The sequence below is a fragment of the Pseudomonas sp. RC2C2 genome (genome assembly GCF_018390435.1).
Taxonomy (GTDB): domain Bacteria; phylum Pseudomonadota; class Gammaproteobacteria; order Pseudomonadales; family Pseudomonadaceae; genus Aquipseudomonas; species Aquipseudomonas donghuensis.
The window spans coordinates 1401167-1428138 of the sequence record NZ_JAHBAX010000002.1 but is presented as its reverse complement, the minus strand read 5'-3'; the positions used below and the strand labels follow the sequence as shown (position 1 = coordinate 1428138).

General features: G+C 63.4%; 20 protein-coding genes. 3 read left to right on the top strand and 17 right to left on the bottom strand.

All coding sequences use genetic code 11. From position 1 onward, the window contains the following. Nucleotides 1–75 precede the first annotated feature (75 nt). The 8 genes from KHO53_RS25050 to KHO53_RS25015 form a co-directional block, all read right to left on the bottom strand. A complete protein-coding gene (locus KHO53_RS25050) occupies nt 76–1503 on the bottom strand; it encodes an efflux transporter outer membrane subunit (RefSeq protein ID WP_036995146.1) in 1428 nt (475 codons plus the stop codon). After that, the gene (locus tag KHO53_RS25045; RefSeq protein ID WP_036995144.1) at nt 1500–4679 is read right to left on the bottom strand and encodes an efflux RND transporter permease subunit; all 3180 of its coding nucleotides are present in this window, start codon (nt 4677–4679) and stop codon (nt 1500–1502) included. The genes KHO53_RS25050 and KHO53_RS25045 overlap by 4 nt, the downstream gene beginning before the upstream one ends. A gap of 12 nt (nt 4680–4691) precedes the next feature. After that, nucleotides 4692–5933, bottom strand: a complete 1242-nt coding sequence (gene mexE / locus KHO53_RS25040; protein WP_010223589.1) for a multidrug efflux RND transporter periplasmic adaptor subunit MexE — start codon at nt 5931–5933, stop codon at nt 4692–4694. Between the two features lie 186 nt (nt 5934–6119). Next, on the bottom strand, nt 6120–7451 hold the full coding sequence (locus tag KHO53_RS25035; RefSeq protein WP_213571177.1) for a di-heme oxidoreductase family protein: 1332 nt from the start codon (nt 7449–7451) through the stop codon (nt 6120–6122). Further along, entirely contained in the window at nt 7448–8749 is a 1302-nt protein-coding gene (locus KHO53_RS25030) for an ABC transporter substrate-binding protein (protein ID WP_213571175.1), read from the bottom strand. Before KHO53_RS25030 ends, KHO53_RS25035 begins: the two co-directional genes overlap by 4 nt. Continuing rightward, complete coding sequence (locus tag KHO53_RS25025) at nt 8736–10778, bottom strand: TonB-dependent receptor plug domain-containing protein (RefSeq protein ID WP_213571173.1); 2043 nt, start codon at nt 10776–10778, stop codon at nt 8736–8738. Before KHO53_RS25025 ends, KHO53_RS25030 begins: the two co-directional genes overlap by 14 nt. 206 nt (nt 10779–10984) lie before the next feature. Next, the gene (locus KHO53_RS25020; protein ID WP_213571171.1) at nt 10985–11260 is read right to left on the bottom strand and encodes a hypothetical protein; all 276 of its coding nucleotides are present in this window, start codon (nt 11258–11260) and stop codon (nt 10985–10987) included. Nucleotides 11261–11472: 212 nt separating this feature from the next. After that, on the bottom strand, nt 11473–12168 hold the full coding sequence (locus tag KHO53_RS25015) for a winged helix-turn-helix transcriptional regulator (protein ID WP_100783387.1): 696 nt from the start codon (nt 12166–12168) through the stop codon (nt 11473–11475). 103 nt (nt 12169–12271) lie between these two features. Here KHO53_RS25015 and KHO53_RS25010 point away from each other — a divergent pair, with 103 nt between their 5' ends. Beyond that, entirely contained in the window at nt 12272–13213 is a 942-nt protein-coding gene (locus tag KHO53_RS25010; RefSeq protein ID WP_213571169.1) for a carbon-nitrogen hydrolase family protein, read from the top strand. Between the two features lie 71 nt (nt 13214–13284). After that, nucleotides 13285–13719 carry a GFA family protein gene (locus tag KHO53_RS25005; RefSeq protein WP_010223583.1) on the top strand — a complete coding sequence of 145 codons (435 nt, stop codon included), beginning with the start codon at nt 13285–13287 and terminating at the stop codon, nt 13717–13719. Between the two features lie 171 nt (nt 13720–13890). On the opposite strand, the gene KHO53_RS25000 is transcribed toward KHO53_RS25005, so the two are convergent. From KHO53_RS25000 to KHO53_RS24985, 4 genes are all read right to left on the bottom strand, one after another. Next, nucleotides 13891–14208: a DUF7677 family protein gene (locus KHO53_RS25000; RefSeq protein WP_010223582.1), complete on the bottom strand. Its 318-nt coding sequence runs from the start codon at nt 14206–14208 to the stop codon at nt 13891–13893. Between the two features lie 783 nt (nt 14209–14991). Continuing rightward, entirely contained in the window at nt 14992–16206 is a 1215-nt protein-coding gene (locus KHO53_RS24995) for an aldose 1-epimerase family protein (RefSeq protein WP_159388755.1), read from the bottom strand. 286 nt (nt 16207–16492) lie between these two features. Continuing rightward, complete coding sequence (locus KHO53_RS24990) at nt 16493–16978, bottom strand: P-loop nucleotide/nucleoside kinase family protein (RefSeq protein ID WP_010223580.1); 486 nt, start codon at nt 16976–16978, stop codon at nt 16493–16495. Nucleotides 16979–17095: 117 nt separating this feature from the next. Beyond that, complete coding sequence (locus KHO53_RS24985) at nt 17096–18400, bottom strand: MFS transporter (RefSeq protein ID WP_036995130.1); 1305 nt, start codon at nt 18398–18400, stop codon at nt 17096–17098. A gap of 176 nt (nt 18401–18576) precedes the next feature. Here KHO53_RS24985 and KHO53_RS24980 point away from each other — a divergent pair, with 176 nt between their 5' ends. Next, nucleotides 18577–21414: an AMP-binding protein gene (locus KHO53_RS24980; RefSeq protein ID WP_249684655.1), complete on the top strand. Its 2838-nt coding sequence runs from the start codon at nt 18577–18579 to the stop codon at nt 21412–21414. A 221-nt stretch (nt 21415–21635) separates the two neighbouring features. On the opposite strand, the gene KHO53_RS24975 is transcribed toward KHO53_RS24980, so the two are convergent. Genes KHO53_RS24975 through KHO53_RS24955 form a run of 5 tightly spaced genes read right to left on the bottom strand, consistent with a single transcriptional unit; the run spans nt 21636 to nt 26970 of the window. Beyond that, nucleotides 21636–23177: an ABC transporter substrate-binding protein gene (locus KHO53_RS24975; RefSeq protein ID WP_010223575.1), complete on the bottom strand. Its 1542-nt coding sequence runs from the start codon at nt 23175–23177 to the stop codon at nt 21636–21638. A gap of 34 nt (nt 23178–23211) precedes the next feature. After that, entirely contained in the window at nt 23212–24186 is a 975-nt protein-coding gene (locus tag KHO53_RS24970) for an ABC transporter ATP-binding protein (protein ID WP_010223573.1), read from the bottom strand. Next, entirely contained in the window at nt 24183–25169 is a 987-nt protein-coding gene (locus tag KHO53_RS24965) for an ABC transporter ATP-binding protein (RefSeq protein ID WP_036995126.1), read from the bottom strand. Before KHO53_RS24965 ends, KHO53_RS24970 begins: the two co-directional genes overlap by 4 nt. Next, a complete protein-coding gene (locus tag KHO53_RS24960; protein ID WP_010223570.1) occupies nt 25166–26026 on the bottom strand; it encodes an ABC transporter permease in 861 nt (286 codons plus the stop codon). Before KHO53_RS24960 ends, KHO53_RS24965 begins: the two co-directional genes overlap by 4 nt. Then, complete coding sequence (locus KHO53_RS24955; RefSeq protein ID WP_213571167.1) at nt 26023–26970, bottom strand: ABC transporter permease; 948 nt, start codon at nt 26968–26970, stop codon at nt 26023–26025. Before KHO53_RS24955 ends, KHO53_RS24960 begins: the two co-directional genes overlap by 4 nt. Between the last annotated feature and the right edge of the window lie 2 nt (nt 26971–26972).

The window sequence follows — 26972 nt, the reverse complement described above, 5'->3', positions numbered from 1 at the left end:
GACACAAAAAAGCCCCGCCAGCGTGAGCCAGCGGGGCAAAAGGCCGGTCAGAAACCAACCAAAGGAGCTATTGAATCAGTTCACCGCCGCCACGCTCTCGGCCTGCCAGCCACCACCGAGGGCCTTGTAGATGGCGACAATGCCGCGGTACAGGTCGACTTCACCCTGGGCCTGGGCGTCTTCGGCGCTCAGGCGTTCGCGTTCGGCGTCGAGCAGCACCAGGTAATCGACCGTACCTTCACGGTAGCGAATCGAAGCCAGCTCCGCCGCCTTGCGGCTGGCTTCGCTCTGGCGCAGCAGGGCCAGCAGGCGTTGCTGACGTTTGCTGTAGTCGCTGAAGGCGTTTTCCGACTCTTCCAGGGCCAGCAGCACCTGCTGTTCATAGTTGGCCAGCGCGCCCTCGGCATCGGCATTGGCGCCGCGCAAACGGGCGCGCACGCTGCCCAGGTCAAAGGCCGCCCAGGTAATGCTCGGGCCCAGGGCCCAGGCTTTGGCGGCTGACGAGCCCAGTTGCGAACCGCGCCCGGCGGTAAAGCCCAGGAAGCCGCTGAGGCTGACCCGTGGGAACAGGTCGGCCGTGGCCACGCCGATGTTGGCGGTGGCGGCGGCCAGTTGGCGTTCGGCGCTGCGGATATCCGGGCGGCGCTTGAGCAGCTCGCCCGGGTCACCCACCGGCAGCGCTTTGGCAATGGCCGGCAGTTGCGCCGGTGACAGGTCCACCGCCAGGGTGTCCGGGCGCTGGCCGAGCAGGGTGGCGATGCGGTTGCGCGCCCGCACCTGTTCGGCCTGCAGTTGCGGCACGCTGGCTTCGACCGCCGCCAGGCGGGCATCGGCACGCACCACGTCAAGGTCGTTGCCGACCCCGGCGTCGCGCAGGGTTTCGGTAATGCCACGCGAATCCTGCTGGGTCTTGAGGTTGGCCAGGGCGATCTTCTCGCGCAACTGTGCACCGCGTAGCTGGCCGTAGGCGTCGACCAGCTCGGCGATCAGGCTGACCTGCAACTGCTGCAGGTCGGCCTGGGCGGCATCCTGCTCGGCTTCGCTGGCTTCCAGCTGGCGCTGGATACGGCCGAACAGGTCCAGTTCCCAGGCCATGTCCAGGCCCAGGTCGTAGCGTTCGCTGTTGACCCGGTCCTCGGTCTGGCCGGGGACCTGGCCCTTGCCCAGGTCGCTGCTGGCGCGGCTGGTCACCGTTGGCAGGGCGTCGTTGCTGACATCGTCGCGAATCGCCCGCGCCGCTTTCAGCCGGGCGAAGGCCACGCGCAGTTCACGGTTGCCGTCCAGCGACTGGCTGACCAGCGTGTTCAGCACCGGGTCGTCGAACTGCTTCCACCAGATGCTTTCGAAGCGGCTGCGGTCGAATGTAGCCTTGGCGCTCGGCTCGTTGGCGGCGCTCAGTTGCGCCGCTGCGGTATCCGGGGCCTTGTAGTCCGGGCCCACCGCACACGCGGCCAGGGCCAGGACCAGCAGGCTGGGCATAAAGAGTTTCACACTGCGGTTCATGCATGAGTCTCCAGCTTCAGCGCACGCGCCGCTTTGCGGGCCTGGCTGCGTTCCACGTAACGGCGGATCAGGACAAAGAACACCGGCGTCAGCAGCAGACCGAAGAAGGTCACCCCGATCATCCCGGAGAACACCGCCACACCCATGGCATGACGCATTTCGGCACCGGCACCGGAAGAGAACACCAGCGGCACCACACCCATGATGAAGGCGATCGAGGTCATCAGGATCGGCCGCAGACGCAGGCGGCAGGCTTCCAGTACCGCGGCCAGCGGGTCGAGGCCTTCGGCCTGTTTGTCCTTGGCGAACTCGACGATCAGGATGGCGTTCTTGCACGCCAGCCCCACCAGTACGATCAAGCCGATCTGGGTGAAGATGTTGTTGTCGCCACCGGACAGGATCACCCCGGTGATCGCCGACAGCAGGGTCATCGGCACGATCAGGATCACCGCCAGCGGCAGGCTCCAGCTTTCGTACTGGGCGGCCAGCACCAGGAAGGCCAGCAGCACGCAGAGCGGGAAGACGAACAGCGCGGTGTTACCGGCGAGGATCTGCTGGTAGGTAAGCTCCGTCCATTCGAAGGTCATGCCGTTGGGCAGTTCTTCCTTGAGCAGCTTCTCGATGGCCTTTTCCGCTTGCCCGGAACTGTAGCCGGGCGCTGCGGCACCATTGATCTCGGCGGTGATGAAGCCGTTGTAGTGCATGACACGGTCCGGCCCCGAGGTGTCACTGACCTTGATGAAGGTCGCCAGCGGGATCATCTCGCCCTGGTTGTTGCGCACCTTGAGCTGGCCGATCTGCTCGGCTTCGAGGCGGAACTGCTGCTCGGCCTGGACGTTGACCTGGTAGGTGCGGCCAAAGCGGTTGAAGTCGTTGGCGTACAACGAACCCAGGTAGATCTGCAGGGTGTCGAAGATATCGCTGATGGCGACACCGTGGGTCTTGGCCTTCTCGCGGTCGATGGCGGCATCGACCTGTGGCACGTTGACCTGGTAGCTGGTGAACAGCCCGGCCAGTTCCGGCACGTTGTGGCTCTTGGCGATGATGTTCTGGGTTTCCTTGTACAGCGCTTCATAACCCAGGTTGCCACGGTCTTCGATCTGCAGGCGGAAACCACCGATGGTGCCCAGCCCCTGTACCGGCGGCGGCGGGAAGATCGCAATGTAGGCGTCTTCGATGTCGGCGAACTGCGCGTTCAGTGCGGCGGCAATCGCGGCGGCCGACTGGCTCGGGTCCTTGCGCTCATCGAACGGCTTGAGCGGGGTGAACACGATGCCGCTGTTCGGGCTGTTGGTGAAGCCGTTGATCGACAGGCCCGGGAAGGCCACCGAGTCGGCTACGCCGGGTTGCTTGAGGGCGATCTCGCTCATCTTCTTGATCACCGCTTCCGTGCGGTCGAGGCTGGCGGCATCCGGCAGTTGCGCGAAGGCCACCAGGTACTGCTTGTCTTGCGCCGGGACGAAACCGGTCGGCGTCGAGGAGAAGCCCAGCCAGGTCATGATGATCAGGCCGCCATAGACGAACAGGGCGATGCCGCTGCTGCGGATGACCCGGCCGACCGCGCCGACGTAGCCATGGCTGGCACGGTCGAAGAAGCGGTTGAACGGGCCGAACAGCCAGCCACCGAGCAGGCGTTCGAGTACTTTCGAGAAGCGGTCCTTCGGTGCGTGATGCTCCTTGAGCAGTACCGCGGCCAGGGCCGGCGACAGGGTCAGGGAGTTGAAGGCCGAGATCACCGTCGAAATGGCGATGGTCAGGGCGAACTGCTTGTAGAACTGCCCGGTAAGGCCGGAAATGAACGCTGCCGGCACGAACACCGCGCACAGCACCAGCGCCGTGGCGATGATCGGCCCGGTCACTTCGCTCATGGCCTTTTGCGTGGCTTCCAGGGGCTTGAGGCCCAGGCCGATGTTACGTTCGACGTTCTCCACCACAACGATGGCGTCGTCGACCACGATCCCGATGGCCAGTACCAGGCCGAACAGCGACAGGGCGTTGAGCGAGAAGCCGAACAGGTGCATGACCGCGAAGGTACCGATCAAGGATACCGGCACGGCCACCAACGGGATGATCGAGGCGCGCCAGGTCTGCAGGAACAGGATGACCACCAGCACCACCAGGATCAGCGCCTCGAACAGGGTATGCACCACCGCTTCGATCGAGCCGCGGACGAACACCGTCGGGTCATAGACGATGCTGTAGTCCATGCCTTCGGGGAAGTCCTTCTTCAGCTCGGCCATTTTCCCCCGGACCTCGTCGGAGATCTCGATGGCGTTGGAGCCAGGACGCTGGAAGATCGGGATGGCCACCGCCGGCTGGTTGTTCAGCAGCGAACGCAGGGCGTACTGGCTGGAGCCGAGCTCGACCCGGGCAATGTCTTTCAGGCGAGTGATTTCGCCATCGGCACCCGAGCGAATGATGATGTTCTCGAACTCTTCCTCACTGACCAGGCGGCCCTGGGTGTTGACCGACAGCTGGAAGCTGGTGGCCCCTGGCGCAGGCGGCGCACCCAGTTGGCCGGCAGCCACCTGGCGGTTCTGCTCGCGAATGGCCGCAACCACGTCGCTGGCGGTCAGGTTGCGCGAGGCGGTCTTGTTCGGGTCGAGCCAGACCCGCAGCGAGTAGTCGCCCATGCCGAACAGTTGCACGTCACCGACACCGCCCAGGCGGGCCAGTTCGTCCTTGATGTTAAGGATGGCGTAGTTGGACAGGTAGAGCATGTCGTAACGGTTGTCCGGCGAGGTCAGGTGCACGACCATGGTCAGGTCGGGCGAGGCCTTGTCGACGGTGATACCGATGCGCGTCACTTCCTCGGGCAGCTTGGGCTGGGTGCGGGTCACGCGGTTCTGCACCTGCACCTGGGCGTTGTCCAGGTCAGTGCCCAGGGCAAAGGTGATGGTCAGGGTCAGCTTGCCGTCGGCGGTGGACTGCGAGGACATGTAGAGCATGTTCTCCACCCCGGTAATCGCCTGCTCAAGCGGCGCGGCGACGGTCTCGCCGATCACTTTGGGGTTGGCGCCGGGGAAGTTGGCGCGCACCACCACGGTGGGCGGCACCACTTCCGGGTATTCGCTGATCGGCAGCTGGAACAGCGAGATGCTGCCGGCGATCAGGATCAGCAGCGACAGCACCGCGGCGAAAATCGGCCGGGTAATAAAAAACTTGGAAAAATTCATCGGACTGATCCCTTAACCGCGCGGTGCCGAGGCACTGGCAAGTTTTACGCTGGGGTTGACCACGACCTTGCCCTGGGTGCTGGCTTCGAGTGCCTGACGTTGTTGGGCGAGGGCGGCGATGGTTGCGTCACTGGCCATTGGCGTGTCCTGCGGGTCGACCGGCGAGCCCGGGCGTACCCGTTGCAGGCCCTTGACCACGATGCGGTCATCCTTGCTCAGGCCGTTGCGCACAATGCGCAGGCCTTCGAGCTTCGGCCCCAGCTCCACGGCGCGGTAGGCGGCCTTGTTGTCCTTGTCCATGACCAGCACGAACTTCTTGCCAAGGTCGGTGCCCACCGCTTCATCGTTGATCAGCACCGCCGAGTAGGTGGCGCTGCCGACCAGCTTCAGGCGCGCATACAGGCCCGGGGTGAACTGGCCATCCGTGTTGTCGAACACCGCGCGGCCACGGATGGTGCCGGTCTTGGGGTTGACCTGGTTGTCGACGAAGTTCATCTGCCCCAGATGCGGGTTGCCGCTTTCGTTGGACAGGCCCAGGTACACCGGGGTGCTCTGGCCGCGCTGGCCATCGCGCGCCAGCTGGGTGTACTTGAGGTACACGCGCTCGTCGGCGTCGAAGTAGGCGTAGACCTTGTCGGTGGAGACCACGCTGGTCAGCGGCGTCACGTCGGCAGTGACGATGTTGCCGGCAGTGAACTGGGCACGACTGACCCGGCCGCTGATCGGCGCGGTCACGCGGGTAAAGCTCAGGTTCAGGCGGGCCAGGTCAAGCTGGGCCTGGATTGCGGCGACTCCGGCGCGGGCTTCGGCGGCGGCGCTGGTGCGCGATTCGGCAAGCTCGGCGGAAATCGCGTTGCTGCTGCGCAGGCGCTCGCCACGTTGGGCTTCGTTTTCACTGCGGATGGCGGTGGCGCGGGCTTGTTGCAGTTGGGCTTCGAGGCGGCGGACCTCAGCCTGGAACGGACGTGGGTCGATCTGGAACAACAGATCGCCTTTTTTCACCTGGGCGCCTTCGGTGAAGGCCACCTGGTCGATCTGCCCGGAGACGCGCGGGCGCACCTCGACGGTTTCCGGCGCTTCCAGGCGGCCGGTGAACTCGTCCCATTCGTTGATCGGTTGTTCCAGAACCTTGGCCACGCTGACCTTGGTCGCTGCCGGTGCCTGCACGGCCTCCGGGGTGCGACCGCAGGCACTCATCACCACTACAGCCAATAGAGCAAGGGGGTAACGCAAAGGTTTGAGTGACTGTTCCATGGGGAGTCCGCCAATTTATTGATAGTGGGCGGATTCTGCGATCTGGAACTATTAACGACGAATCGAATGGGGCGAAGGTTATTATCATTGGGAATGATATGAGGGCATCTGGCCTCATCGCGGGTCAAGCCCGCTCCTACAGGCCTGCATCAATCCTGTGGGAGCGGGCTTGACCCGCGATTGAAATTACAGCGACCGCAAAAACGCTCGCAACGCCCGGCGATCCTCAGCCAGCAGCGCCTTGAACCGCTCCCGCGCCACAGCCCCTTCACCGCCATGCCACAACACCGCCTCCTCAAGCGTACGCGCGCGGCCGTCATGCAGGTAGCCGGCGCCAGGGTTGATCCGCTCGATCAGCCCCAGCCCCCACAGCGGCGGGGTACGCCACTCGCGGCCGGTGGCCAGGTAATCGTCACGGCCATCGGCCAGGCCCGGGCCCATGTCATGCAGCAACAGGTCGCTGTAGGGCTCGATCTGGCGCGCTGACAACAGCGGGTACAGCGGATGCTGCCCTGTGCTCAGGTGCGGGCGGTGGCACTGGGTGCATCCCGCTTCATTGAACAGCCGCTCGCCACGCTGCACCTCGGGATTGTCCAGGCCTCGCCGCGGCGGTGGCGCCAGATGCGCCAGGTAGAAGTGCAGGTCGCCCAGTTGCACGGCATCGAGCTCCGGCTCACCGCCACTGACCGCCTGGCGACAGTCCTGTTGCAACGCCGTGCAGTTCTGTTCAGGGTACAGCGCCGAGGTAATCCCCAGATCACCGTGCAGGGCGCTGGCAATCTGCTGACGCAGGTCCGGCTGGTTGGATTTGAGGCCGAAGCGCCCGGGCTCAAGGCGTTGGCGCTCGACGCTCCACACCTGGTTGACGCGGCCCTTCACGCCATCAGGCTTGGGGGCGTCGGCCAGCGCTCGCAGGGTGCTGGCCTCGATGGCTTCGAGCAGGCCCAGGCCGAACACCGGTGAGCCGACCCGCATCGAGGTGTACACGTTATCCAACGGACCATAGCTCAGCTCGCTGAAGCTCAGCCGTGGCGAACGCAGGCCGATGCGCTCAGCATCCGCCAGGGTCACAAACTGCTCTTGCCAGCGGACATGCGCCCGGCCTTCACCGGCCACACCGGGAATCCCCGACTCGTTGAGCTGATCGCCATAGGCCGGATGCGGCAGTGGCCCGCCATGGACGTCGCGCCCGGGCAGCGAGAGGCGGACCAGCAGCGTGCGCAGCGGTTCGTGTTCGCTGGCAGGTGCCTGCCCGCGACCATTTTTCGGGTGGCAGGCAATGCAACTGATGCGGTTGTACAACGGCCCCAGGCCATCGACCGCTTCGTCCCGCGAGGGGGTGATCACCCAGGCCTGGCGGAACAGGCTGCGGCCGTGGAAGAAACGCTCCCGTTGCTGCGGGTCATCCAGGCCTGGCAAGGGTTGGGCGAAGGCCTCACGGGTGATGGCGGCAGGCTCGGCGCTTGCGTTCAGGCTCAGCAGCGCGCCAAACAGCAGCCAGAGACCGCAGCGCTTCACAGGCCCATGGCCGCAAGCAGGCGCTCGGCTTGCGCCTGTTGCCTGGCGCTATGGAACTGCCAGGCGATTTCCTCACGGCCCAGCGCATCCTGATCGCTGACCGGCTGGCGCAGCATGCCGTGATCCTGGCGTTGGCCAAACAGCGCCAGCAGCGTGGCTGAGGTGGCTTGATCCTCGTCGATGGGCGGCACGCTGAGGAACTCGCGCACGGCGGTCAGGTCACGGCCCTGGGCTTCACCGGCATGCACCCGCGCCCACAAGGCGCTGAGTTGCTCATGGGGCTGGCCGAGCCATTGCTCAAACAGTGAGGTGATCAGCGCCAGGCGTTCGCGCGAACTGTCGTTCGCGTAGGCATAGCTACCTTGGCGTGCAGCGGCAAAGGGGTCGTGATAATCCGCCGGCAGTTGCGCATAGACGCCGGGGCGCACCGGCAGTTTGCGAATGTCCGGATCGGCCAGCAGGGTTTGCCCCTCGGGCGACAACACAAAGCGCACGAAGGCCCTGGCGCCCTCGACCTGCTTGGCGGTCCGGGTGATGGCGATATGCGCCGGGTTGAGGCCGCCATGGGTGGGATAGACGAACTCGACCGGCTGGCCGTTGCTGACCGCCGAGGCAACGAAGAAGTCGATCGACACCCCCACCACCGAGCGCCCGCTGGCCACCTCGTCACTGACCAGGGTGCCGCCGCGGCTGACCAGCCGCGATTGCCCGGCGAGCTCGCTCCACAGTGCCCAGCCCTTATCCCAGCCGTAGGCCTGCAGAACGATGTCCAGCAGCACCGGGGCAAAGCCGACCTGGGCCGGGTCGGGCAGGGCGATGCGCCCGCGCAGGCGGGCATCGAGCAGGTCCGGCCAGTCCCGTGGGGCGCGCAGGCCCAGCGAGTGCAATTCGCCCGGGTTGATGGCAAAGCCGTAACCGGCGAGTTCCGTGGCCTGGTAGCACGCATCGCGATCGCGCAGGGCGATGCCACCCAGGCGTGGCGGCAAACCTTGCAGGTCGACACCCAGCGGCTGCCAGCCAGCATCCTTGGCCAATCGGCTGAAGTTGCCCGGTGACGGCGCCCAGTACACATCGACACCGCCTTGATCCGCTTGACGCAAATAGGGCAGGGCATCGAAGCCCTGGCGCCAGAGGATCTGCAGGCGATAGCCGGGGTTGGCGCGCTCGAAGGCCTCTTCGAAGCGCGTCATCATCTCCTCGGGGTAGCTGGTCAACACCACCACCGGCTGCGGCGCTGCGGCTTGTGTGCTGGCCGAGCCCAGCACCAGCGCCAGCAGCCACGCCTTACAGCGGCACATTGAACTGTACGAAGTAGTTGCGGCCAATTTCCGGATACCCCTCGCTGTATGCATAAAGACGGTCGAACAGGTTGCGCACGCCCGCCTCGATGCGCAGGTCATTGCTGAAGCGGTAGCCGCTCTTGAGGTTGTACACCGCGTAACCGCCGCTCATCTGGCTGCCATCAGACAGGTTGTAGCGCCGCGACGCGGCTTCGACGCCGGCGGTGTGGCGCCAGGCATCGAGGTTCAGGCTGGCCGAGGCGAACAGGTTGTGGCGCGGTGTGTCGATCGGGCGCAACTCGGGGTTGCTGCGGTTTTCGCGATCGAGGTAGGTGTAGCTGGTGTTCAATTCCCAGTTGCCCAGGTCACCGCGCAGGCCCAGTTCAACGCCCTGGTTACGCGCCTTGGCGATGTTCTGGTATTGCCCGCACGGTGCTGCGCAACCGGCTACCGGGGCGACGGTGACCTGCTGGATGGAATCTTCGATGTTACTGACGAACAGCGCCGCATCCAGGGCCCAGTGCGCCGCCAGCGCACCGCTGTAGCCCAGCTCGTAATGGGTGGCGCGTTCGGATTTCAGGTCGGGGCTGGGGATGACCGTGCCAAAGCGCGTCGAGTAGCGATCCTTGATGGTCGCAAAGCGGCTCTTGCGCGCCACGGTCAGGCGCACCTGGCCGTTGTGATCGATGTTCAGCAGCGGGCCGGTGTTCATGAACAGGCCCAACTGGCTGTTGAGCGCATCATCGCTGCCGGTGGGTTCGTCATACAGGGTCTTGACCCTCGGCGACGCGGCGTTGGTGCCGAAGTTCTCGGCCTCCAGGCTTTTGCGGTAGTTGTACGAGACGCCGCCGACCACGCTGAAAATCTCGTTCAGGCGCAGGGTGTCTTCCAGGGCGATGGACTGGGTCTGGTCGCGAAAGTGCGTTTGCGGGTCGCTGCCATCGTGGGAGCGGTGCAGGTCTTCCTTGAAGTGATAGGCGATGCCCAGGCGATTGCTTTGGCTCAGGGCCAGGTCGCCTTCGACCGAGAAGCCGGTGGACTCATCGTCGTACTTGCTCGGAAAACCAGGCTGCATCGCGCCAGGGTTGCCGTTGTTGTAGACGAAGCTTTCCAGCGAGTTCTTGAAGGTGTCGCGGTACACCCGGGTTTTCAGGCCGTGCTCGCCGAAGCGGGTGTTGGTGGCCAGGAACAGGCTGGTCTTGTCCCATTGCGGCCACTCCCACCAGCGCTTGCGTTGGCCGCTTGCAGGCAGGTCGCCGGCGTAGGGCGGCTGGCCCTTGCGGCCTTGCTGCTGGACATAGCCGAGCACGTACTCGTCGGTGTCGTTGGGGGTAAAACCGAGTTTGAAGCTGGACTTGCCGTCACGCTTGTTGCTGTTTTCGCGGCGGCCGTTGCCTTGCTGATTGTTGCTCGGCTCGAAGTCGTCCGGCAGCATCGTGTAGTCATAGTCAACATAGGACACGCCGCCCTGCATCCACCAGGCACCCTGGTTGGAGCCGAGGTTGGCATAGCTGCGGTAGGCGTTGACGTTGCCGTGGTCGGTCAGCTCCAGGCCGCCGCCCACTTCACCTTCGAAGGCCTCGGTGGGCCGCCGGGTAATCAGGTTGATCGCACCGCCCAGGGTGTTTGGGCCGTACAGCAATGAGGCAAAGCCCTTGGCCACCTCGATGCGCGACAGGTCGTAGGTGGTGAAGCGGCCCAGGTCGATATTGCCGTCGTAGGGTACGTAGGTGGGGATGCCGTCGATATAGACCGGTACCTGCAGACGGTCAAAACCACGCACGTACACCACCTGCTCGGCGCGCCCGCCCATGTAGGCGAGGTTCACCCCGGGCGCCAGGGCCAGGGCGCGGTCGACGGTTTCACGGTCGTGCAGGCGCATGTCTTGGAGCTCGACGACGCTGCTGCCGGTTGCCAGGGCATCATCCTGCGGGGCGCCAATCTGGATTTCGCCGAGACTGAAGGTTTTTTTCTGCTCTGCCAGGGCGGCCTGGGCACTGATGGCAGCCAGGGCGAGCAGCAGGGTAGGCGGGGCGAACGGCTTCATGGCGCTCCTTTATCGGTATCGTTATATATTTTGTTATATAGCGCATGGCGCAAAACGGCCGACGGCTCCCTCCCCGGGGCAGTCAGGTCGTATCGGTCAAGCAGGCACGCGCATCGGCAGAACGCCGCAGATACTAGAGGCAGGCGTGGAAATTGACAACGCTATATAAAAATTAATATAGCGCTTTGCTCATAGGCTGGGTTCGGCTAGCGCTTGCACTCGGCCAGCACCACCTTGCAGGTCGCCGGCAGGCCGCCCGAGCGCCCGGCATAGCGCATGCAGTTGTTTATGGATTTTTGCCGGGCGATCTGCAAGGTCGCGCCCCAGGCCAGCCCGCCTTCACCCGCGCTGGGCACGGCTTTGGCGTGGCAGTTGGACCCTGCGTTGGCGGCCTGGTAGGAGGCTTTGGGTTTGCTCGAGCAGCCGGGCAGCAGCGCCAGGCAGAGGGCGAGCAGGCAGGTGGTGAAAGCGGTGCTGTTCATATCAAAGGTTGTCCGGACCGCCGAAGAGAGCTGTACCCGGGTGTGCCCCGGTGCTGATCAATTATAGGCAGTGGGCAACAATGTTTGTCGGGTATTTTGAGCGCAAAGCGTTCGGCCTGAGAGAGCAGGGTAGACCTGCCCCCAGTGTGTTGCATTCACCGGTTGAATCCACAGCTCAAAGCGGACGGTCGAACGCGTACGTTCCTCGATGGCTATTGCAAAGGCTGGATTGCAGCGCTCCGAGTACCGGCGAACGCACTTGTGCCAAGCCAGCGCCACAAGTTTTGCGCATCCTGCACAGCGCCGTCCACACGCAGCTCTTGCGACTGAAGAACCTCCCTTGGTGTACGGTCGCCAGTCCACACCTCGGTCAATGCACGCACGCTAGAGTCCACGACGAGCGTGAGTTCGCGTCCGGGGTCGTCGCGGCACAGATCTGCCACACCCTGTTCGACCACCAGCCACCACGCTTGCTCGCCGGACCGCGCGTCGCGGAACCTGAAGTGAATGACCACCGGTCGGGACGGGAACATCTCGATGCGCGCGAACCGGCGCACGTCCCACATGAGCAGGCCCGCGTCGAGCTCGTCATCGCGAAGACGACTACCTATCCAACGGGCGCCCCAATGGCCTAGCGCCATTATGATGGGGCGCAATGCCTCGCCTGCCTCGGTCAGGCTGTACTCCCAGACTTTGCCTGTGGCTGTGCGATGTACGACACCGATATCTTCCAAGTGGCGCAGCCGCTGTGCCAGCAAGCTGGTGGACATCCGTGGTACGCCGCGGTGCAGTTCATTGAAGCGCTTGCTGCCGCATAGCAGCTCGCGCACGACCAAAGGCGTCCAGCGCTCGCACAGTGCTTCAGCGCCGCGCGCGACCGTGCAGAACTGACCGTAGCTTTCGTCCATCGCCTGTACTCCGCAACTACAACGCTTCAGATTCTGAACTAGCCTCGCGACTTCACCAGGTGCACGCTGAAACCTGCGAAAGCCACCGCCCGAGGAGAACGCCATGACCATGATAGCCATCATTCAGCGGCCGCCCGTGCTGCTCGATCGCAGCGCGACGATCGCTCGAGCCGTGCAATCAGTTGCTGAGGCTGCGGCGGCCGGAGCCGCGTTGATTGTTTTACCCGAATCGTTCATTCCAGGTTACCCGTCGTGGATCTGGCGGCTGGCGGCGGGAAAGGACGGGGCCTTGATGGGGCAGTTGCACACGCGTCTGCTGGCCAACGCCGTTGATATCGCCAACGGTGACCTGAACGAATTGTGCGAGGCCGCCAGCGCCCATGCCGTGACCATCGTATGCGGCATCAATGAATGCGAGCGGCGTAATGGCGGCGGCACGCTCTTCAACAGCGTAGTCGTTATCGGTGCGAACGGCGAAGTGCTCAACCGGCATCGCAAGCTGATGCCCACGAACCCCGAGCGCATGGTCCATGGTTTCGGTGATGCGTCCGGGTTGCGTACGGTCGATACACCCGTCGGGCGCATTGGTACGCTCATCTGCTGGGAAAACTACATGCCCTTGGCGCGCTATACATTGTATGCCCAAGGCGTGGAAATCTACGTCGCGCCCACGTACGACGCCGGCGAGGGCTGGATCAGCACGATGCGTCACATTGCACTCGAAGGTCGATGCTGGGTGCTCGGCAGTGGCACCGCGTTGCGCGGCAGTGACATTCCTGATGACTTTCCGGCGCGCATGCAACTGTTTCCCGATCCGCAAGAGTGGATCAACGACGGCGACTCGGTGGTGGTCAACCCGCAAGGCCGGATCACAGCCGGTCCATTACACCGAGAGGCAGGCATTCTGTATGCAGACATCGACGTGTCACTCGTGGCGCCAGCGCGGCGGACGCTTGACGTCACCGGTCACTATGCGCGCCCTGACATTTTCCAATTGCAGGTGCGCCGCGCGCCGGCGACAGCGGTGCGCTTCATCGACGGATGAAGCCAACCGCCCCCCTGGCGGTCCATTCCAACCTCAGCGATGTGTGTAACAACTGATCAAGGAGTCATGTCATGAGCATTCAAAAGTCTTACAAGGGCAGTTGTTTTTGCGGCGCAGTCGAGTTCACCGTCAGCGGTGAGCCAGCGGCAATGGGCTATTGCCATTGCGAGTCGTGCCGACATTGGTCAGCAGCGCCGGTCAATGCCTTCACGCTGTGGAAACCCGAGGCGGTGCAAGTAACGCGGGGGGCTGACAACATTGGCACCTACAACAAGACACCGCAGAGTTCTCGCAAATGGTGCAAGCGTTGCGGCGGGCATATTTTCACCGAACACCCGGGGATGGGGCTCATCGACGTGTATGCCGCAGTCATCCCGGATTTCGCGTATTCGCCAGGCGTTCACGTCCACTATCAGGAGACCAGGCTGCGGATCAAAGACGGGTTGCCCAAACTGAGGGATGTCCCTAGCGAATTAGGGGGATCGGGCGTCAGCGTGGACGAATAGCGCTGGTACCGTCACGGACTTCAGTAGACCCGGTTTTATAGACGCTGCGACGGGTCGTTAAGGGTCGTTTGCTGCCTGTTGCGAAGGGCAGTAAACGGCCAAATGCGGTCGTTCAGTAAAAAGTGAGAAATTTCCAATAGGTGTTTTTATCGCAATAGACTTAACCCGTTCTTAGCGTCCGAGTGAGGGCGGCCCATAAAGTTCGGTTTCCCAGTCTTCAAAAGGTGGCGTCACTTTGAAAGATGGGTCGCAGTAGGATCTTAGGTAGTCAGTCGCTCTCCTTTGGGCGTGGGTGAAATTGAGTACATTGCCTTCATTGTCCATCTCTATCACGTTCGCAAATATCGCGAACACCATCTCAATTGCACTTGGCTCTGACCCATAAATATCCAGGTACTCCACGTTTTTTAGCATGTAGTGGGTACCACTTGCCATGAAGTACGCAAACGTTCGGAGTGCCCCGCTGAAGTCATTACTTAGCTTTTCCATGTCAATTTTCCGTAGCCAATATTCTGGTTTGATTGAGGGGCGAGTTCTATCCCGTCCCGAGCGAAAAAAATGGTTTGTACCGTTAACCAGGTTCTAAGAATACACAACAGTACCAGGCGGCAATTTTATACCGCGCAGAGAGCGGTAACAGACCCCATTCCCGTACACAAGGCCCGCATCCAGGGCTTGAGCTTTAACCACTAACGTTCGCAGCTTGTGGATAAGCCGAGATAGCCGCCCCCTGAATAACAGCGGTTGAATCGGCCGCCGTGGTTGCCTGGGATACTGAACTTCACCTAGATATTCCCGCCAGCTTGTGGGACGCCGATACAGCTGCATTTCGAAGTTGTTCAGAATTTCCAAAGCGTTATTTAGATCGTCACTTCTGAGGCAGAATTTTACGTTTATTGACGTAATGCTCATCCCTGCATCTCTTTGAGCATATCGTTCAAAAGCAGGTGCTATCAGGTAAAAATAACCAGACGAATGAAAGCAATCAGATCTGAAAACAATTTGGTCTTGAGGGTCTAGCTGCCACAATTGCTCTGTTTTTTTCGAGGTATATAAACCGATGATGTGATGCATGTGACAATCCTGATTACTGACATGCTTATTGGTGACGGCAAGCACAATAACTTGCGAGGACTTAGCATAGCAGGCCCATGCCATCCATTTGCCACGGCTTTGTCCGCTTCTGGCAGTGGATTCAACCGGTCGACGCTGTCAGCTATGGGTCGAGAGCCGTCTGTCGCGAACGGCTGCTATTGACCCATCTGGCCGGCGTTACCCCTTGGTCAGATCAACCAGCGGCGTCTGCCGCACCTCGGTTTCGCGCCCACCCTGGATCTCGCCCACCTGTTTCAAGGCCTTGTCCACAGCCGCCTTATCCGTCAATAAGCTGTAGCTGATGTGGAACTGCCTGTGTTCCTTCGGCCCGATTGTCGGCACCAGGTTCAGTGGCCGCTGGTAACGGCGGTTGTAGGAAAAACTCGTTCCTGGCTCCAGCCCTGTGACATAGCCCTGGCCTTGGGTATCGGTATTTTTCCACAGGGAAAACACGGGCAGTGTCCGAGTATTGAAACCGACTGAAACGCCCAGGCTGCCTGCCTTGTTATACAACACGGCCAACGTATCGCCCTTGGCATCGGCATACGGCACCACGTTATACACCGTTTCGTCATAGTCCTTGGTGGGTGCGCGGTAGACTTGCCAGTCGGGCAGATCGCCCCTGGCCTTGTCGTTGAACGGCGACACCTGTTTTACCGGCGCGGCGAAACGAGCGTCCTGTTCCAGGAACGGGGTGCTGAAGTTGCTGTGATACAGCGCCTGGTATTCCTTCGGATAGTCGCCGTTGTTGGTTAGGGTGTCGTTGAGGGTGAACCCCACGCTGCCGGGTTCGGTGACCACTTCGGTAGCGACGGAGAAGTCGACCTTCTTGAATACCTGCTCTTTCAGTTCGCCACGCAAGGTGATGGCGTACGGTGGTTTCTCATCGATGTGCAGGGTGACTTTGTTCGCAGGAATGTTGGCGGCCCGGCCGTGCAGGGTCAGCAGTTCGCCGTTGTCGACGCCGGGGTGGCCGACCCATTCGTAACCGCAGCGGGCGACCAGCTCGTTGAAACCTTCCAGCCAGCCTAGACCATTGCGCCCATTGAGTTCGATGAAGGACGGGTTGACCACTTCCTTGACCGGCGAATCCCAGCCCATGCGCACATTACCGACCGAGGCCTGCAAGACGTTCATTCCGCGAGTCGGCACTACCGAAAGTTTCATCGTACCGTTATCGATGTCGACAATGCTGACACCCTCCTGCCGACCTCCGTGCAAGGTGCGCAGGGTAACGCTGAAGGGCTTATCGGTTTTTACGCCAAGTAGCTGGCTAGTGATCTGCCAGTGCTGGGCGGCTTTGTCGGTGTCGAGCAGGACGTAATCCCAGGCCATGGCGTGGGAGGCCGCGGACAGGGCGCTGAGAGCAACGAAGAGTTTGAGGGGGGACATGGCAGCAGCCTTTCTTGGAGTTGTGCCTTTTTATAGACTTACAGAAACGTTTCAGCAAGCTGAATAAGTGAGGCTTCCGGCAAATGTCAGGAATCATTTGGAGATCAACTACGCCAGAAATCTTCGGCGCATTTGTTGGCCAGCGCAGCCTCCGGCAGCGATTAAGGTACACAGGTTGCTTGACCGCTTTGGGTCGTTAGCTGTCGTTTGCGAGTGATGCTTTCGATCCAAAGCTGCCCCAAAAACGGGCATTTCAGATAACCCAGCCTCACGATGTTACTGCCCGTCAAAGACGATGAACTTCAATCTGGAGCCCCTCACCCTCATCCGGGGCGCGAAAGTAGCTAGTGATCAGATCGAACTCCGCGTCAGTCGCCGCAAACTCATGTTCGGCGCGGTTGTTGCGAAGATGCAACCTGTCTCGACAGGTGTCATCGTCCACCTCGATGTAATGGACACAATGAGAAACCTCGGCTGCATCAGCCAAGTCACGCAACCATTGTCGATCTTGAGGAGTATTAGCGGGAAAATCCAAAACCACAGTCACGCCAGCCTTCAGGACATCGATGACGAGCGGGCCCAGTACTTCCCGCATCTGGCGTGCAAGGCGCACATAATCGGTCACTGACTTGATCTGATCAGGGTAAAGCCGTGAGAGCCAATGATCCTCACTCAGCAGGATTGCGGATCGTTCGGCTGCCAAGCTTTTGGCCAGCGTTGATTTGCCGGAAGCAATCTTGCCTGACATGAGATGAAGCACTGGTTTGGTCATGGGGACGTCTCCTTGTCGAACCCCGATGATGCTTATTGAAAAGTGTCGAAGCAACAACCGAGCCGACATTCAGGAGCGAGTTGGTTCTTTATACGCAATGAGTTCTCCATCACACGCTCACGTGTCGAGACGTTCGGTACGGCTGACAGCGACCTGTCGCCCGCGCTTCAGGTCGACTCCCGCCAGGATCAGCAGACCGACGACGAAATAGCTGCCAGTAATCAGCATCGCCAGGCGGTGATCGCCTGCGGACAGCCAACTGGTCAGGCCGTAAGTCATCGGGCCGAGGATTGCCGACAGTTTGACCGCCAGCCCCCAGAGGCCGAAGAACTCCGCCAGCCGTGTCGGCGGCGCAAGCAGGCCGACTATCGCCCGTCCGGCCGATTGGCTGGCGCCCATGCACAGACCGGCAAGGTTGGCGGCCAGCCAGAACAGCCCGGGGCCGCGCGCGACCCAGACCAGAGCGACCATGCCCAGCCAGCCCAGCAAGGTCAGCGCCAGGGTGGCACGATGACCGAGGCGGTCCTGCAGCCAACCGAACAGCACTGCACCGATGGAGGCCGTGATATTCACCACTAGTATCAGCAGCAGCGTGTCTTGGGTACTGAAGCCCATGACCTGATTGGCATAGATGGCAGCCAGGGTGATCACGGCCGAGATACCGGCCTGGTAGCAGACCGTGCAGGCAAGAAAGCGCAGCAGGTCGCGATAGCGCCCGGCTTCGCGTAGCGTCTGCGCGAAGCGCGCCAGCACCGCTTGCGCGACAGGCATGTCGCCGCACACGGGCTGCGGCTGGCTGCGTTCGCGCAGGAACAGGAAGGTCGGCAGGCTGGCGACGGCGAACAAGGACGCGGTGATCAGCATGCACACCGGCACGAACTGCGCCGCAGTCTGGCCCTGTGCCTGGGCCCAGCTGACGAAGGCCAGGCAGGCGCCCAGGCTGAACAGGCCACCGATATAGCCGAATCCCCAGCCCCAGCCGGACACCTTGCCCAAGGCCTCCACACGGGCGAGTTCGGGCAGGAAGGCGGCGATCAGGTTTTCGCCGCTGCCGAAGCAGAAGTTGGATAGCACGATGAAAAGGATCGCGACACCGAGTTCCCCGGGTCCTGCCAGCGCGAGTCCAGCGGTAAATACGACACAACCGACGGTACTGAACAGCAGCAGGCGTTTCTTGCAGGCGAAGGCGTCGGCATAGGCGCCAACCAGCGGCGCGCTCAGGATGATCAGGGCGTAAGAGAGGGCTATGGCGCTGGTCCAGGCCAGCGTACCCCAGGCTTCGCCTTTGGCGACCACGGCGACGAAGTAGGCGTTGAACACGGCGGTGATCACCACCGTCGTGTAGCCGGAGTTGGCGAAATCAAACATCGCCCAGGCCCAGAGTTCTCGGCGTGTCACTCCGGGGGCAAGGCTGGCTGGCATGGCGATCCCTCTACAGGGCTGTGGCGAGGGTAAAGCCCTCGCCACAGGTGCAATGTTCGTCTCAACGTCCTTAACCGACTGGTATTGAGCCTAGCCCTGGCCCACCCTTCCTGCGAGCGTATAATGGCAATTGGCAAGGATTTACACGCAGAGTTTCCTGTCATGAGGGGCCGCCGATGTCTCGTCCGCCTCCAGACCCCCGCGCCGTTCCCCATTACGATGGGGGCGCGGAAAAATTGCTCGAAATTGTCCAGCGCACCGTGGTCGAGCTGCACCCGCAAGCGGCAGAAGGGGTGCACGTTACCTTGCACAGCGTGCTGGACCGGGACCTGGGCGTCGACAGCCTGGCTCGAGTCGAACTGTGGTCACGTATCGAGCACGAATTCGGTGTGCGTTTGCCAGAACACCTGTTCGCCTCGGCGGACACCCCCGCCGATGTACTGCGCGTGCTGCACAGCAGTCATGGCGCCGAGGCCGTCCGTCCGTTGCCCGCCAGTGACGCTAGCGAAGCCCTGACAGCAACGGTGCAGACGCCGGACGCCGCGCGGACCCTGATCGAGGTACTGGACTGGCATGTGCGTCATCAGCCGCAGCATCTCCACGTACGCCTGCTAGGTGAAGGTGACCAGCAGGAAGCGATCAGCTATGGCGCCTTGCACCAGGGCGCCCTGGCCGTTGCCGCAGGGCTGCAACGCAGTGGCTTGCGGGCCGGTCAGACCGTGGCCCTGATGCTGCCCACAGGCCGCGACTTTCTCCAGGGTTTTCTCGGCATCCTGTTGGCCGGTGGGGTGCCGGTGCCCATCTACCCGCCTCTGCGCCTGTCGCAGATAGAGGAGCATCTGCGCCGCCAGGCCGGCATCCTGCACAACGCCGAGGCCAAAGTGCTGATTACCGTGACGCAAGCGAAGCTGCTCGCCCGCCTGCTCCGGCCGCAGGTCCCGAGCCTGGTCCGTATCGCCAGCGTGGCCGAGTTGACGGGCGAGGGGGGCGAGTGTGTCACACCGTTGCGGCAACCGGATGACATCGCCTTCCTGCAGTACACCTCGGGTAGCACTGGCCAGCCCAAGGGCGTGATGGTCAGCCATGCCAATCTGCTGGCCAATCTGCGCGCCATGGGCAGGGCGCTGAAGGTGGGCCCGCAGGACGTGTTCGTCAGCTGGCTGCCCATGTACCACGACATGGGCTTGATCGGTGCCTGGCTGGGCAGCCTGTATTACGGCTACAACCTGGTGCTGATGTCACCGCTGGCTTTCCTGGCACGGCCGGAGCGTTGGCTAAGGGCCATCGATAGCTTGCGCGGCACCTTGTCGGCGGCGCCCAATTTCGCCTACGAACTGTGCCTGAACAAACTCGCTGACAGTGACCTCGAGGGCCTGAACCTGAGCAGTTGGCGGCTGGCCTTCAACGGTGCCGAACCGGTCAGCCCGGATACCTTGCAGCGCTTTACCGAGCGCTTCGTACGCTACGGCCTGGCGCCCACTGCGTTGACGCCTGTCTATGGGCTGGCCGAGGCCACGTTGGGCGTAGCCTTTCCTCCCCTGGGCCGAGGGCCGCTGATCGACCGGGTGCAGCGAGAGGCGTTCCAGACCCGTGGCACTGCACTGCCCGCCGAAGCGGACGCCAGCGCAACGCTGCGCTTTGTCTCCAGCGGCCGGCCGTTGCCGGGGCATCAGATTCGTATCGTCGATGGTCGCGGGGTCGAGCTCCCCGAGCGCAGCGAAGGTCACCTGCAATTCACTGGGCCATCTACCACCGCAGGCTATTACCGTAACCCCGAAGAGACCCGCCGGGTGTTGCGCGATGGCTGGATCGACTCGCTCGACTTCGCCTACATGGCCGCTGGTGAGGTCTACCTGACCGGCCGCGCCAAGGATCTGATCATTCGGGCCGGGCGCAACATCTACCCCTACGATGTCGAAGCGGCGGTCGGCAACTTGCCCGGTCTGCGCAAAGGCTGCATTGCGGTGTTCGGCAGTCCTGACCCGGCCACCGGCACCGAGCGCCTGGTGGTGTTGGCCGAAAGCTACGAGAAGGAAGCTGCCGCGCGGCAACGCCTGCAGCAGGAGGTCAACCGCATCGTGGTCGACCTCACCGGGGTGTCGCCCGACGATATCGTGCTGGCACCGCCGCATAGCGTACTGAAAACCTCCAGCGGCAAGATTCGCCGTGCTGCCAGTCGCGAACTGTATGAGCGCGGTGAAGTAGGCCGGCCACACCTCGCTGTGTGGCGCCAGCTGCTGCGCCTGGTGCTGCAGGCCGTACGCGGGCATTTCCGTCGCAGTTGGCGGAGCAGCCGCGCGGCGCTATATGCCGCTTACATCTGGCTGCTGTTCTGGTTGGTCACCCCACTGACCTGGCTGGGCGTCGCGCTCCTGCCGCGCCAGCGTTGGTGCCGCAGCTTTACCCGCGCGGCCGCACGGCTGTTCGTGTGGTTGACGGGTGTGCCGTTCAGCGTCACAGGGCTGGAGCACCTGCCTGAGTCTGGGGCGAGCGTGCTGGCGGTAAACCATACCAGCTACCTCGACGGCGTCATGCTCTGCGCGGCCCTGCCGCCGCGATTCAGCTTCGTTGCCAAGCGCGAACTGGCTGGACAGTGGATCGCCGGCCGGTTCCTGCGCAAGCTCGGTGCCCGCTTCGTCGAACGCTTCGACCTGCAGCGCAGCGCCGCGGACACCGGGCACCTGGCCGAGGCGCTAGAGGCTGGCCAGCCGCTGGTGTTCTTCCCCGAGGGAACCTTCACCCGCGAGCCAGGCTTGCGAACGTTCCATATGGGTGCCTTCGTGCTCGCCGCGCGTACCGGCGTGCCGCTGCTGCCGGTCGCAATCCGCGGCACGCGCCGGGTGCTGCGCGACGGTCAGTGGTTCCCGCGTTACGGTGCAATTCACGTCAACGTCTGCTCGCCGCTGTTGGCGCAAGGGCCGGACTGGACGGCGGCAATCAAGCTGCGGGACACGACGATAGCGATGCTGCTAGAGCATCTGGATGAATCGGAACGCGCCCAGCGCGCTGGATAGGCGACTACTGTGCTGTCGTCGTCTGTCCAGGGCCGGTTATAGCGTGGCACACGTCAACAGCGAAACTGGATTGGATCAATCATCACCGACACGAGCTGACCAGGGCGGCTGCAGGTGCCGAGCAATAGCACACTCCAACACCCTGGCCACCACCTGAGCAGGTCCGATGACCTTGCGGACAGCCAACACCGTGACGGTTGCAAGCCCCAGCATTGGCGGCTTCAGTTTTGCGCGGTCTTTTCACCTGCTTCCAGTTTCACTGTCTCTTCCAGGGTGAAGCGCCCCAGCGGGTTTTGCAGGAAGTTCTGGATATTGCTGCGCGAAATATTGATGTAGGGGCTGTAGTACAGATCGATCCAATGGACATCCTGTTTGGCCTGCTTCTGTAGTTCCTGGTAAATCTGCTTGCGTTTGCTCGGGTCGATCTCCACCCGGGCCGCGGCCACCAGGTCCTTGACCTTGTCGTTGTGGTAGCGGGTCATGTAGTTCATGTTGGTGTCGTGACCGAGCACGAAGGTGGTCTTCTGGTCCGGGTCCAGCACGTCGTTGGTCCAGTACATCACCGACAGGTCGTAATCGCCATCGACCAGCATCTGCCAGCTCTGGGTCGGGTCGACCTTCTGCAGGTTGGCGGTGATGCCGACATCGGCCAACTGCTTCTGCACCAGCACGGCGATCTGCTCGTCGGCCTCGTTGCCGGCGTTGACGACATAGTTGACCTTGAGCCCCTCGGCGCCAGCCTTCTTCAGCAGCTCGCGGGCCTTGGCCGGGTCGAAGGGGCGTTGTAGGTTGTTGGCGTTGTGATAGAGCGCGCCCTTGGGAATGTACGAATAGGCCACGTCGCCATGGCCGAAGGTCACGGTGTCCACCAGGGCCTTCTTGTCGATCGCCAGGTCGATAGCCTCGCGCACCTCGACCTGCCCCAGCAACCCCTTCTCGTGGTTGATCAGCAGGTGGTCCTCACGGGTCGACGGGTCGATGTGAATGGTCAGGCTCGGGTCCTTGCGCAGGGTATCGACACGGGAGAAGGGCACGAAGATCGCCGAGTCCAGTTCGCCGGCCTGGACCTTGAGCATGCGGGTGTTGTCGTCGGGGATGGAGATCCACTCCACGCCATCCAGGCTGACCTTGTCGGCCTCCCAGAAGTGCGGGTTCTTTTCCAGGATCACCCGGTCACCGCGCAGCCACTCCTTGACCTTGAAGGCACCGGAGGTCACCGGCTCCTGGGCGTAGGCGTCCTCGCCGATCGCGTCCATGGCTTTTTTCGACAGGATCGAGACGTTGGCGGTGGCCAGTTGCGAGAGGAACGGCACCGACTTGCTCTTCAGGGTCACCACCAGGGTGCGGTCGTCCGGGGCGTCGGCCTTGTCGATGATCTTGTAGGAGTCGGCCCACAGCGAGCCGGGGTTGTCGCGGATGCGCAGCAGGGAGAACGCCGCATCGCTGGCGCTCAGTGGCGAGCCATCGGAGAACTTGGCTTCGCGGATCTTGAAGGTGTAGGTCAGGCCGTCGTCGGAGACCTTCCAGCTTTCGGCCAGCCCCGGGACCAGCCGGGTGCCGCTGTTGTCGACCCGGATCAGCACGTCGTAGACGTTGGCGAAGACCCAGCTGTCGCGGTTCTGTGCGCTCTTGATCGGGTCGAAGGTAGTGCTCTCCTCACGGCAGCCGATGGTCAGCACGCCGGCTGCCAGGGTTGTGCCGGTGGCCAGGGTGCTGGCGGCCAGGACGGCGGCGGTGAGTAGCTTCAATGCTGTGGGTTTCATGCTCAAGCTCCGTTTGATGGTCATGGTTGTTGTGTCAGTACGGCGGTCGCGGATGGATGCAGGCATGGCGCCGGGCACCCTGTGAGTGGCTGGGCGGCGCGGTTTCGCTGCAGGTGGGCAGCGCCTGCGGGCAGCGTGGGTGGAAGGCGCAACCCGACGGCAGGTGCAGCGGGCTCGGTGGCTCGCCGGCCAGGGGGCGTTCTGGCAGGCGGCGGGCCGGGTCGATGTCGGCGATCGACTGGATCAGCGCGGCGGTGTAGGGGTGATGGGGCGCGTCGAACACCTCGTCCACCGGGCCTTCCTCGACGATCTGCCCCAGGTACATCACCGCCACCCGGTCGCACAGCCGGCGCACCACGCCCAGGTCGTGGGTGATGAACAGCAGCGCCAGGCCCATGCGTTCGCGCAGCGTCAGCAGCAGGTTGATGATCTGCCCCTGGATCGACACGTCCAGGGCGGCGACGCATTCGTCGGCGACGATCAGCCGCGGCTCGATGGCCAGGGCTCGGGCGATGCCGACCCGTTGGCACTGGCCGCCGCTGAGCGAGCCGGGCTTGCGTTCGGCCATCTCGGGGTGCAGGCCGACCAGCTCGAGCAGTTCGACGACCCGCGCCGGGATCCGCTCGGCGGGCACCTTGCGCTGCACCTGCAGGACTTCGGCGAGGATCTGGCCGATGCGCTGGCCTGGATTGAGCGCGCTGTACGGGTCCTGGAAGATCATCGCAGTCTCGCGGCGCAGGCGGGCGATATCGACCTTGCGGCCCTGGGTCATGTCGATGCCGTCGAACACCACTTGCCCGGCGGTGACCGGGTTCAGTTGCAGGATGGCCCGGGCCAGGGTGCTCTTGCCGCAGCCCGATTCGCCCACCAGGCCGAGGGTCTGGCCGGCGGCGAGGGTCAGCGAGGCGCCGTTGACCGCGTTGACTTTGCGTGGGCGCAGGCCGAACAGGCCGCCGCCGGCGGCGGAAAACTGCACATGCAGGTCCTTGACCTGCAACAGCGTGGTCATGACAGGCCTGCGGCCAGCAGCGGGGTGTGGCAGGCCAGGCGGTGGCCGGGGCCGCTCTCACGCAGCTCCGGCAGTTGCTCCCGGCACCTCGGCAGGGCCTGGGCGCAGCGCGGCTCGAAGCGACAGCCCGGGGGCAGGGCATCGAGCAGGGGCGGTTGCCCGGCAATGGTGTTCATCAGCCGCACCTGGCGTTGCGCCGCGGGGTGGCAGGCCAGCAGCCCGGCACTGTACGGGTGGCGTGGATGGGCCAGCAGCTGGTGCTTGGCGCCGTGCTCGCAGAGACGTCCGGCGTACATCACGGCGATGCTGTCGCAGGTCTGCGCCACCACTCCCAGGTCGTGGCTGATCAGGATCATCGACAAGCCGCGACGGTCACGCAACTCCAGCAGCAGGCGCAGGATCTGCGCCTGCACGGTGACGTCCAGGGCCGTGGTCGGCTCGTCGGCGATCAGCACTTTCGGGTTGCAGCCCAGGGCCACGGCGATCATCGCCCGCTGGCGCATGCCGCCGGAGAACTCGTGAGGGTAGTTGTCCACCCGGGATTTGGGATCGGGAATGCCGACCTGGCGCAGCACTTCGATGGCCTCGGCCCGAGCCTCGCGGCGCGAGGCGCCCTGGTGCAGGCGGATGCCCTCGGCGATCTGCTCGCCGATGCGCATCAGCGGGTCCAGGTGGCTGCTGGGGTTCTGGAAGATCATGCCCAGCTCGCGTCCGCGTAGGCGGCGCATGCCGGCCTCGTCCAGTTGCAGCAGGTCGTGGCCCGCCAGGTGCACGGCCTTGCCCTCGATCCGCAGGTTCGGCGAGGGCAGCAGGCGCATGAGGGCACGGCAGGCCAGGGTCTTGCCCGAGCCGCTTTCGCCCACCAGGCCGAGGATCTCGCCCTGGCCAAGGTCGAAAGACAGGCGCTCGACCAGGGTGATCTCGCGCAGGCCGTTGCGGGCGATCACGCTTAGCTCCCGGACCTGCAGCAGCGGTGTGCTCATGAGCGGTCTCCAAGGCGTTCGGCGACGCCATCGGCCAGCAGGCTGAAGCCCATGGCCAGGGTCACCACGGCAAGGCCCGGGAAGGTACAGATCCACCAGGCGATGGTGATGAAGCTCTGGCCCTCGGCCACCATCGAGCCCCACTCCGGGGTCGGTGGCTGCACGCCAAGGCCCAGGTAGCTGACGGCGGCGCCGTTGAGCAGCACCAGCACCGCGTCCGACATGCAGAACACAACCGAGCCGAACAGGGCATTGGGCAGCAGGTGGCCGAACAGCGTGCGCCGGTGGCTGAAGCCCAGGCTCCTGGCGGCCAGGGCGAAGTCGCTTTGCTTGAGCACGAGGATCTGTGAGCGGATCAGCCGTGCATAGGACACCCAGCCGACCAGGGCCATGGCGATATAGAAGCTGCCAAGGCCCGGGCCGAGAATGGCCATGATCGCCAGCATCAGCACCAGGAAGGGGAAGGCCAGAACGATGTCGATCAGGCGCATGCAGGCGTTGTCCAGCAAGCCGCCGATGTAGCCGGAAATGGCGCCGATGCAGGTGCCCAGCAGGAACGGAAAGATCACCCCGATCAGGGCCATCTGCAAGTCGATGCGCGCCCCCCAGATCACTCGCGACAGCACGTCGCGGCCGAAATTGTCGGTGCCGAAGGGGTGCGCCAGGCTGGGGGCGGCCAGGCGCAGCTCGCCGTTCTGCATCAGCGGGTCGAACGGCGCGATCCATGGTGCGCACAGCGCCAGCAGGCACCAGCCGAGGACGATGGCGAGGCCGCAGTACAGGGTCAGACGACCGTTGCGCAGGCTCCAGACCAGGCGCCAACGGAGGGAACGCGTGGGGCTGGGACTGTGGCTCATTGGATCTTCACCCGCGGATCGAGGGCGGTGGTCGCCACGTCGGCGATGAAGTTCACCGCCACCGTGGCACAGGCCAGCACCATGGCCACGCCCTGGACCACCATGTAGTCGCGGGTGAAGATGCCGCGCACCAGCAACTGGCCGATGCCGGGCAGGGAGAACAGGCTCTCGATTACCACGGTGCCACTGATCAGCCAGCCGATGTTGACCGCCAGCAGGTTGATCGTCGGCACCATGGAGTTGGGCAAGATGTGGCGCCGCAGCAGCGCGCCTTCGCCAAGGCCGCGGGCGCGGGCCGCGGTGACGTGGTCGGCCTGCATCTCCAGCAGGATGCTGGCGCGCAGGTTGCGCACCAGTACCGCCGAGAGCGCCAGGGCGATGGTCAGGCAGGGCAGCACCAGGTGATGCAGCTTGTCGGCCCAGGTCCGGCCATAACCGGATACCGGGAACAGCCCCCAGTGCACGCTGAACAGCAGGATCAGCATCAGGCCCAGCCAGAAGGCCGGCAGGCCCAGGCCGGCGGTGGTGAACAGGCGGATCAGGTTGTCGGTCCAGCCGCCCTTGTTGCGGGCGGCAAGCGTGGCTAGCGGCACGGCGATGAGCAGTGCCAGCAGCACGCTGCCCAGTACCAGCATCAGGGTGGGCTCGATGCGGCTGGCGATCAGGGGCAGGGCTTCGATCTTGTACAGCAGCGATTTGCCCAGGTCGCCGTTGAGCAGGTTCTTCAGGAAGTACAGGTACTGCATCCAGATCGGCTCGTCCAGGCCAAACTGGGCACGGATCTTCTGGATCGCATCCGGGGTGCTGCGCGCACCCAGCAGCACCCGCGCCGGATCGCCCGGAATCGAACGGACCAGCACGAAGGTGATGATGCTGATACCCAGCAGCACCGGCAGCAGTTGCAACGGCCGGATCAAGACGAACCGGTAGCGTGCCAGGTTCATCG

Excerpts from the sequence above, each read along its gene's own strand:
- KHO53_RS24980 (WP_249684655.1), top strand. The coding sequence starts at position 18,577 with ATGTCTCGTCCGCCTCCAGACCCCCGCGCCGTTCCCCATTACGATGGG.
- KHO53_RS25010 (WP_213571169.1), top strand. The coding sequence starts at position 12,272 with ATGACCATGATAGCCATCATTCAGCGGCCGCCCGTGCTGCTCGATCGC.
- KHO53_RS25045 (WP_036995144.1), bottom strand. The coding sequence starts at position 4,679 with ATGAATTTTTCCAAGTTTTTTATTACCCGGCCGATTTTCGCCGCGGTG.
- KHO53_RS25025 (WP_213571173.1), bottom strand. The coding sequence starts at position 10,778 with ATGAAGCCGTTCGCCCCGCCTACCCTGCTGCTCGCCCTGGCTGCCATC.
- KHO53_RS24995 (WP_159388755.1), bottom strand. The coding sequence starts at position 16,206 with ATGTCCCCCCTCAAACTCTTCGTTGCTCTCAGCGCCCTGTCCGCGGCC.
- KHO53_RS25030 (WP_213571175.1), bottom strand. The coding sequence starts at position 8,749 with ATGTGCCGCTGTAAGGCGTGGCTGCTGGCGCTGGTGCTGGGCTCGGCC.
- KHO53_RS24975 (WP_010223575.1), bottom strand. The coding sequence starts at position 23,177 with ATGAAACCCACAGCATTGAAGCTACTCACCGCCGCCGTCCTGGCCGCC.
- KHO53_RS25020 (WP_213571171.1), bottom strand. The coding sequence starts at position 11,260 with ATGAACAGCACCGCTTTCACCACCTGCCTGCTCGCCCTCTGCCTGGCG.
- KHO53_RS24970 (WP_010223573.1), bottom strand. The coding sequence starts at position 24,186 with ATGACCACGCTGTTGCAGGTCAAGGACCTGCATGTGCAGTTTTCCGCC.
- KHO53_RS25015 (WP_100783387.1), bottom strand. The coding sequence starts at position 12,168 with ATGGACGAAAGCTACGGTCAGTTCTGCACGGTCGCGCGCGGCGCTGAA.
- KHO53_RS25000 (WP_010223582.1), bottom strand. The coding sequence starts at position 14,208 with ATGGAAAAGCTAAGTAATGACTTCAGCGGGGCACTCCGAACGTTTGCG.
- KHO53_RS25050 (WP_036995146.1), bottom strand. The coding sequence starts at position 1,503 with ATGAACCGCAGTGTGAAACTCTTTATGCCCAGCCTGCTGGTCCTGGCC.
- KHO53_RS24955 (WP_213571167.1), bottom strand. The coding sequence starts at position 26,970 with ATGAACCTGGCACGCTACCGGTTCGTCTTGATCCGGCCGTTGCAACTG.
- KHO53_RS24985 (WP_036995130.1), bottom strand. The coding sequence starts at position 18,400 with ATGCCAGCCAGCCTTGCCCCCGGAGTGACACGCCGAGAACTCTGGGCC.
- KHO53_RS24990 (WP_010223580.1), bottom strand. The coding sequence starts at position 16,978 with ATGACCAAACCAGTGCTTCATCTCATGTCAGGCAAGATTGCTTCCGGC.
- KHO53_RS24965 (WP_036995126.1), bottom strand. The coding sequence starts at position 25,169 with ATGAGCACACCGCTGCTGCAGGTCCGGGAGCTAAGCGTGATCGCCCGC.
- KHO53_RS24960 (WP_010223570.1), bottom strand. The coding sequence starts at position 26,026 with ATGAGCCACAGTCCCAGCCCCACGCGTTCCCTCCGTTGGCGCCTGGTC.
- KHO53_RS25005 (WP_010223583.1), top strand. The coding sequence starts at position 13,285 with ATGAGCATTCAAAAGTCTTACAAGGGCAGTTGTTTTTGCGGCGCAGTC.
- mexE (WP_010223589.1), bottom strand. The coding sequence starts at position 5,933 with ATGGAACAGTCACTCAAACCTTTGCGTTACCCCCTTGCTCTATTGGCT.